Consider the following 6,120-nt stretch of genomic DNA (forward strand, 5'->3'; position numbering starts at 1 on the left):
GACATTGACGTCAACCGCGGGCCTCGCTCGCGCGTCATACATGATGTGCGGCCACGACGCCGCACCTGGAGGAACGAACACGTGACTGACGACATCACCGCGGCCGACGACGTCGTGGGTCCCGGCGGCCGGATCGAGCCGGTCGACCTGCAGGTCGAGATGCAGCGCAGCTATCTCGACTACGCGATGACCGTCATCGTCGGACGGGCGCTGCCGGACGTGCGCGACGGGCTCAAGCCGGTGCACCGCCGGGTGCTCTACGCGATGTTCGACGGCGGCTACCGGCCGGAGCGCGGGTTCTCGAAGTGTTCGCGTGTCGTCGGCGACGTCATGGGCAACTACCACCCGCACGGCGACACCGCGATCTACGACACCCTGGTCCGGCTGGGCCAGTGGTGGTCGATGCGCTACCTGTTGGTGCAGGGCCAGGGCAACTTCGGCTCGCGCGGCGACGACCGCCAAGCCGCGATGCGCTACTGCGTCACCGGCGACACCCGGGTACGGACCGCGGATCTCGGCACCGTGCGTATCGCGGACATCGTTCCCGAGGCGGAGCCGAATTCCGATACGGACATCGACCTCAAGCTCTTCGGCCGCAGCGGAGAGCTCGTCCACGCCTCGAAGTTCTTCCACTCCGGTGAGCACCCCACTCTGCGGTTGCGCACCAAGAACGGGTACGAGGTGACGGGGACGCACAACCACCCGGTCCTGACGCTGTCCCCTGTCGATGGCGTACCCACGCTGACCTGGAAGCTTCTCGGCGAGGTCGAGGCCGGCGACGTGGTGGTCGCGGCTCGTACCGAGGCGGCCGAGATGGGGTTGCCCGACGCTGCCGAGGTCGATGCCGCGGTTCTTGCCGGCGCGTTCGTCAGCGAAGGATTCGTCTCGTCCGAACGTGCCGGGTTCAACAACGTCGACGCCGAGTACTTCACCACGGTGCTCGACGCGTACGACGCGGTCGTCGGCGGTCCGCGATATGTCAGTGAGCGGCAGATCGCGTCCGGTTCCACGTTGCACGAGCTGGACGTGCAGGACCTCACGGCGCTCCGAGCCAGCGTGCTGGCGCCGATGACCGGCGACCGTAGCGCCGACAAGCGGGTCCCGGAGTTCGTGTGGGCGGCGACGGCCTCGGTGAAGGTCGAGTTCCTCCGCTCACTGTTCACCGGCGACGGTTCGGTGTCGAGCCTGCCCCGCGATTCGGTTCAGATCAGCTACTCCACCCGGAGCCGGCAGCTGGCCGGAGACGTCCAGCAGCTTCTTCTCGAGCAGGGCATCGTGTCGAGCCTGTGTTTCTACGACAACGGCGAGATCAAGGTCGTCATCGGGAACCGTCACGGCGCCGAACGGTTCGCCGAGCGTGTCGGATTCCTGGGGACGAAGCACGACAAGCTCGGGGCGGTACTCGGCGCATTGCCGGCCGAAGCGCGTGGGCTCGGCGCCGACCATGTTCCGCATCTGGCCGAGTTCCTGCGGCGCCCGGAATCTGCTCGGCGCTCCCCAGACCACACGTGGCTGAAACTCCACAACGTCGACCGTGTCGACCGGTGGGAACGGCGCTGGCCGGAGATCGCCGATCGACTCACCGACGAGGCGCTGGACGTCGTCGAACCGTTGGTCGACGGACGGTTCTACTACGCGGAAGTGGCCGCGGTCGAGGACGCGGGTGTCCGCCCCGTGTACAGCCTCCGGGTCGACACCGACGATCACGCCTTCATCACCAACGGACTGGTCAGCCACAACACCGAGTGCCGCATGGCGCCGCTGGCCATGGACATGGTCCGCGAGATCGACGAAGAGACCGTCGACTTCTCCCCGAACTACGACAACCGCGGCGCCGAGCCGGACGTGCTCCCCAGCCGCTTCCCCAACCTGCTGGTCAACGGTTCGGGCGGAATCGCCGTCGGCATGGCCACGAACATTCCGCCGCACAACCTGCGCGAGGTGGCCTCCGGCGTCGATTGGTATCTGGAGAACCCGGACGCCGACAACGAGCAGCTGCTGGACGCACTGCTCGAGCGGGTCAAGGGGCCGGACTTCCCCACCAGCGGCCTGATCGTCGGCACGAACGGCATCGAGCAGGCGTACCGGACCGGACGCGGCTCGGTCACCATGCGTGCCGTCGTCGAGGTCGAGGAGGACAGCCGCGGCCGGACGTGCCTCGTCATCAGCGAGCTGCCCTACCAGGTGAACCCGGACGCGCTGACCCGCAAGATCGCCGAGCTCGCCGACAGCGGCAAGGTTCCCGGTATCGCCGACCTGCGTGACGACTCGTCGTCGCGTACGGGTATGCGGCTGGTGGTCGTGCTCAAGCGCGACGCCGTGCCGACCGTGGTCCGTAACAATCTTTACAAACACACGCAGCTTCAGGACACGTTCGGCTGCAACATGGTCGCGTTGGTCGACGGCGTGCCGCGCACGCTGTCGCTGGACGGGTTCGTGCGGCACTGGGTTGCTCACCAGGTCGAGGTGATCCGGCGGCGGACCGAGTTCCGGCTGCGCAAGAAGCGCGAGCGGCTGCACATCGTGCTCGGCCTGCTCAAGGCGATCGACGCCATCGACGAGGTCATCGCGCTGATCCGCCGGTCACAGGATGTCGACGAGGCGCGGACCGGCCTGATGCAGCTGCTGGACATCGACGAGGTCCAGGCGACGGCGATCCTGGACATGCAGCTGCGCCGGCTCACCGCGCTCTCGCGGGACGAGCTGCAGAACGAGCACGACACGCTGATCGCCGACATCGCCGACCTCGAGGACATCCTCGCCTCCGACGAGCGCAAGCGGAGCATCATCCGCGAGGAGCTCGGCGAGATCGTCGACAAGTTCGGCGACGAGCGCCGCACCCGCATCGTCGCGGCCGAGGGTGACATGACCGCCGAGGACCTCATCCCCGAGGAGCCGGTGGTGGTGACGATCACGCGCGGCGGATACGCCAAGCGCACCAAGGCCGAGCTGTACCGCTCGCAGAAGCGCGGCGGCAAGGGGGTGCGTGGCGCCCAACTGCGTGAGGACGACGTCGTCAGCCAGTTCTTCGTCACGACCACGCACCACTGGGTGTTGTTCTTCACCAACCGCGGCCGCGTGTACCGGGCGAAGGCGCACGAGCTGCCGGAGCTGGCGCGCGACGCCAAGGGCCAGCACGTCGCCAACCTGCTCGCGTTCCAGCCGGACGAGAAGATCGCGCGGGTGCTGACCCTGCGCGACTACGAGCAGGAGCAGTATCTCGTCCTGGCCACCAAGAACGGCATGATCAAGAAGACCCGGCTCACCGAGTACGATTCCAGCCGCAGCGGCGGTGTGATCGCGATCCTGTTCCGTGAGGAGGACGACGAGCTCATCGGGGCCGAGCTGGTCGGCGCCGAGGACGATCTGCTGCTGGTCTCGCGCAAGGCCCAGGCCATCCGGTTCACCGCGACCGACGAGCAGCTGCGGCCGATGGGCCGGGCGACCGGAGGCGTGGTCGGGATGAAGTTCCGCGAGGGGGACGAATTACTCTCGATGTCCGTTGTGCGTGATGGAACCGATTGGTACGTGTTCACCGTCACAGATGGTGGGTTCGCCAAACGCACCGCCGTCGAGGAATATCGTGTTCAAGGTCGGGGTGGTTTGGGTATCAAGGCCATGAAGATAAACGAGGATCGAGGTTCGCTGGTGGGTGCGTTGGTTGTCGACGACAACGACGACGTGCTGGCGATCCGCGCTTCGGGCGGTGTGACGCGTAGTCCTGTGCGCGACGTCCCCGCCAAGGGTCGTGACACCATGGGAGTCAAGTACGTTGCGCTCGGCGAGGGTGACGCGGTGGTCGCCATTGCTCGCAACGCGGAGGACGAATCGGTGGTGGAGCCTGGACACGACAGCCCTGACACCGACGCGGAAGGTGATGGCTCGTGACGAGCAGCGGTGGGACCGGACGTCCCGCGAGCGACCAGGACGCCCGTGACACCAGCGTGTCGCCGTCCGACTCCGGGGCGAACGACGCGCCAACTGGCGGGAACGCCAAGGCCAGTGGTCCCATCGCCGCCGAGATGGCGGCCACCCTGCGGGCACAGGACGAGGGCAGATCGCCCGACGCCAGCGGGAACGGCCGGCCGCCGCAACCACCCGGCTCCGGCTCTGGCGGGCAGCGGCGGAAGAACGCCGACCAGTCGAGCAACGGGCGCGGGCAGAATCCGCAGGAGAAGCAGGCTCCGGACCCGGCTGTGAACACCCGCCGCCAGGCGCAGCAGGCGGCCGAGAACGAGCAGCCACGCGGCGCCGCGGCGGCTCGCGCCGCGACCAAGGCTGGGCGTACGCGCCAGGACAACACACCACGCACGGCCGAGAACGCGACGCCGAACCCGTGGGCTCGTCCGCCGTCGCACGACAGCGAAAGCGGCCAGACGGAGTCGGCGGCGAACGCCGAGCCGCAGCAGGGGCAGCAGCAACCGGCCGCGCCGTCGGCACCGGCGCAGCCGCCGCAGCCGACCACGCAGCAGCAGGACCAGCAGCAGGGCCAGCAGGCGGCCGCGGCGCCGGATCCCGCGCAGCGGCCCGCTCCGGTCCCGCCTCCGTCGTTGTTGGCCAAGCAGCGCCGGGAGTCCGGTTCGGCCGCGGCGGCGCCGGAGGTCTCGCCGCCGACCGCACCGCCGGCGCCGACTCCCGCACCGGGTCCGGCGCAGGCTTCGCCCGGTCCCGGCCAGGCCGCACCTGGCCCCGGTCAGGGGGTGTCCGGCCCCGGTCAGCCTGTGGCCGGCCTGGCCCAGGGCGCTCCCGCCGCGGCGCAGGAGCAGCCGCCGGCGGCGGACACACAGGCCAGCATGGACGCGGTCCCCGCGGTCGAGGCTGCATCGGCGCGGCAGGCCCGTCCGGCGTCGGCTCGGCGCAGCGGTCGCATCCGTAAGGCCCGGCTCCGCCTGCTGCGGGTCGATCCGTGGTCGGTGATGAAGACGGCGTTCCTGCTGTCGGTCGCTCTGGGTATCACGCTGTTCGTGGCGGTCGCGGTGCTGTGGTCCGTTCTCGACGCCGCGGGGGTGTTCTCGTCCATCGACGAGATCGTCACCGACATGACGGCCTCGGACAACAACGCGGGTATCGACATCAACCAGTATGTCGAGCTTTCCCGCGTGCTCGGGTTCACCACCCTCATCGCCGTGGTCGACGTCGTGCTGCTCACGGCGCTGGCGACGCTCGGCGCGTTCCTGTACAACCTTTCGGCCAGTCTTCTCGGCGGGCTCGAGTTGACGTTGGCCGAGGACGACTGATCGGTACGGATCGCAGCGACGGCGGCGAGTTTGGGTAGACCCGCCGTGGTGCGGTAATCTGCTTCGGCACACGAGATGTGTCCCCGGGCCTATAGCTCAGACGGTTAGAGCGCTTCCCTGATAAGGAAGAGGTCACTGGTTCAAGTCCAGTTAGGCCCACCAGCACGATCACCACCGCCACGATTCGTCGTCAGTGACCAGCACGGATCTCCGAGCATCCGTTGCGAGAGGCGAGAATTGGGTACTCCCCAAGCATGGTCACTCTTGTAGTCGTCTTGCTGGCTGGCTGGTTGGTGCTGTCGATCGTGGGGTTCGCGATCGAGGGCCTTCTCTGGCTCGGCGTCATTGGAGTCGTACTGTTCGTGGCCACCGCGATCGTCGGCTGGCTGAGGCGTTCCGCCCATCGAAAGGCGTAATCAGCCTGCGGGTCGTCAGCCGTGAAGGCATCTCCACCATCGTCAGCTCGTCAGTGGACACGACGTGAGTGTGCAGGTGCGCATCGCCGCAGCCGGCGACGTGGACGCGATCGTCTGGCGCCGGCTGGAGTTCGGCGGTTGAGCCACGGCACGTCGATCGCGACCGTTTGCGACGCCACATGTCGCGGGAGAGACCGGCTGCGTTAGTCTCACCGGAGATGGCGACCACCGTCTGGAGGGCGGATCACGTGTTCAACAAGAAAGTCCTGCTGGGGGCTCTGCTGGCAGTTGCCGGGTACCTCGGCTACCGCCGTTACCAGTCCGGGCAGGCTGAGCAGGATCTGTGGGCCGAGGCCACGGATCCGATTCCGCCGGCCGACCCATGTCCGCAGACGCGCACGTTCCGAACTTGAAGTTGACGCATCGTCAACCAATACCGTCGTCGTCGGATCGGAGAGACCGATCCG

The 6,120-nt window shown here is 67.9% G+C and carries 3 protein-coding genes and 1 tRNA gene; all 4 read left to right on the forward strand.

Annotated features, from left to right (window positions below; genetic code table 11):
- Positions 1–159: 159 nt before the first annotated feature.
- The gene (gene gyrA / locus CLV30_RS18130) at positions 160–3,888 is read left to right on the forward strand and encodes an intein-containing DNA gyrase subunit A (protein ID WP_106538652.1); all 3,729 of its coding nucleotides are present in this window, start codon (positions 160–162) and stop codon (positions 3,886–3,888) included.
- Positions 3,885–5,237: a DUF3566 domain-containing protein gene (locus CLV30_RS27035; protein ID WP_211300078.1), complete on the forward strand. Its 1,353-nt coding sequence runs from the start codon at positions 3,885–3,887 to the stop codon at positions 5,235–5,237. The genes gyrA and CLV30_RS27035 overlap by 4 nt, the downstream gene beginning before the upstream one ends.
- An 85-nt stretch (positions 5,238–5,322) precedes the next feature.
- A tRNA-Ile gene (locus tag CLV30_RS18140) sits at positions 5,323–5,399 on the forward strand.
- 472 nt (positions 5,400–5,871) lie between these two features.
- Positions 5,872–6,066, forward strand: coding sequence for a DLW-39 family protein (locus CLV30_RS18145; RefSeq protein ID WP_106538654.1), 195 nt, complete (start codon positions 5,872–5,874; stop codon positions 6,064–6,066).
- The last annotated feature ends 54 nt before the right edge of the window (positions 6,067–6,120 follow it).

It is taken from the genome of Haloactinopolyspora alba, from assembly GCF_003014555.1.
Classification (GTDB): Bacteria; Actinomycetota; Actinomycetes; order Jiangellales; family Jiangellaceae; genus Haloactinopolyspora; species Haloactinopolyspora alba.